Source organism: Gemmiger formicilis, from assembly GCF_016901605.1.
Lineage (GTDB): Bacteria > Bacillota > Clostridia > Oscillospirales > Ruminococcaceae > Gemmiger > Gemmiger formicilis_B.
The window spans coordinates 1-472 of the sequence record NZ_JACJKP010000436.1 but is presented as its reverse complement, the minus strand read 5'-3'; the positions used below and the strand labels follow the sequence as shown (position 1 = coordinate 472).

General features: G+C 51.7%; 1 pseudogene. It reads left to right on the top strand.

Features of this window, described 5'->3' with window-relative positions:
* Window positions 1-164: 164 nt before the first annotated feature.
* Window positions 165-472 (top strand): annotated as a pseudogene (locus H6B10_RS15310) (DUF4956 domain-containing protein); the annotation flags it as partial.

Sequence of the window (472 nt, the reverse complement as noted above, 5' to 3'; positions counted from 1 at the left end):
GATGATTCTGGAAGTCAAGTTTACCGGTATTTTGCCGGAGTATATTCAAAGTATCTTTCGCGCCTATTCCTTTGTCAGGACGTCGGCCTCCAAATTCTGCCTTTGTGTGGATCAGGTCCGGCATACCCTGCGCTGAAGGGCGCATGGCAGGAGGATTTATTGTTATGACCTTTCAAGACCTGTTCAAAAAGTCGGCTCTGGAACTGTTCCCCAATCAGATCGAACCTCTGACGCTCATTCTTACCCTGGTCATCGCCTTTCTGGTGGGTATGGGCATTTTTGCGGTCTACCGCCGCTGCTTTATCGGTGTGGTGTATGACCATGCCCTCAACCTTTCACTGGTCATCATGACCCTGCTGGTGGCGGTGATCATTGTGACCATCAGCACCAACATTACCCTCTCCCTGGGCATGGTAGGCGCTCTCAGCATTGTGCGCTACCGCACCGCCGTCAAAAATCCGCTGGACTTGAT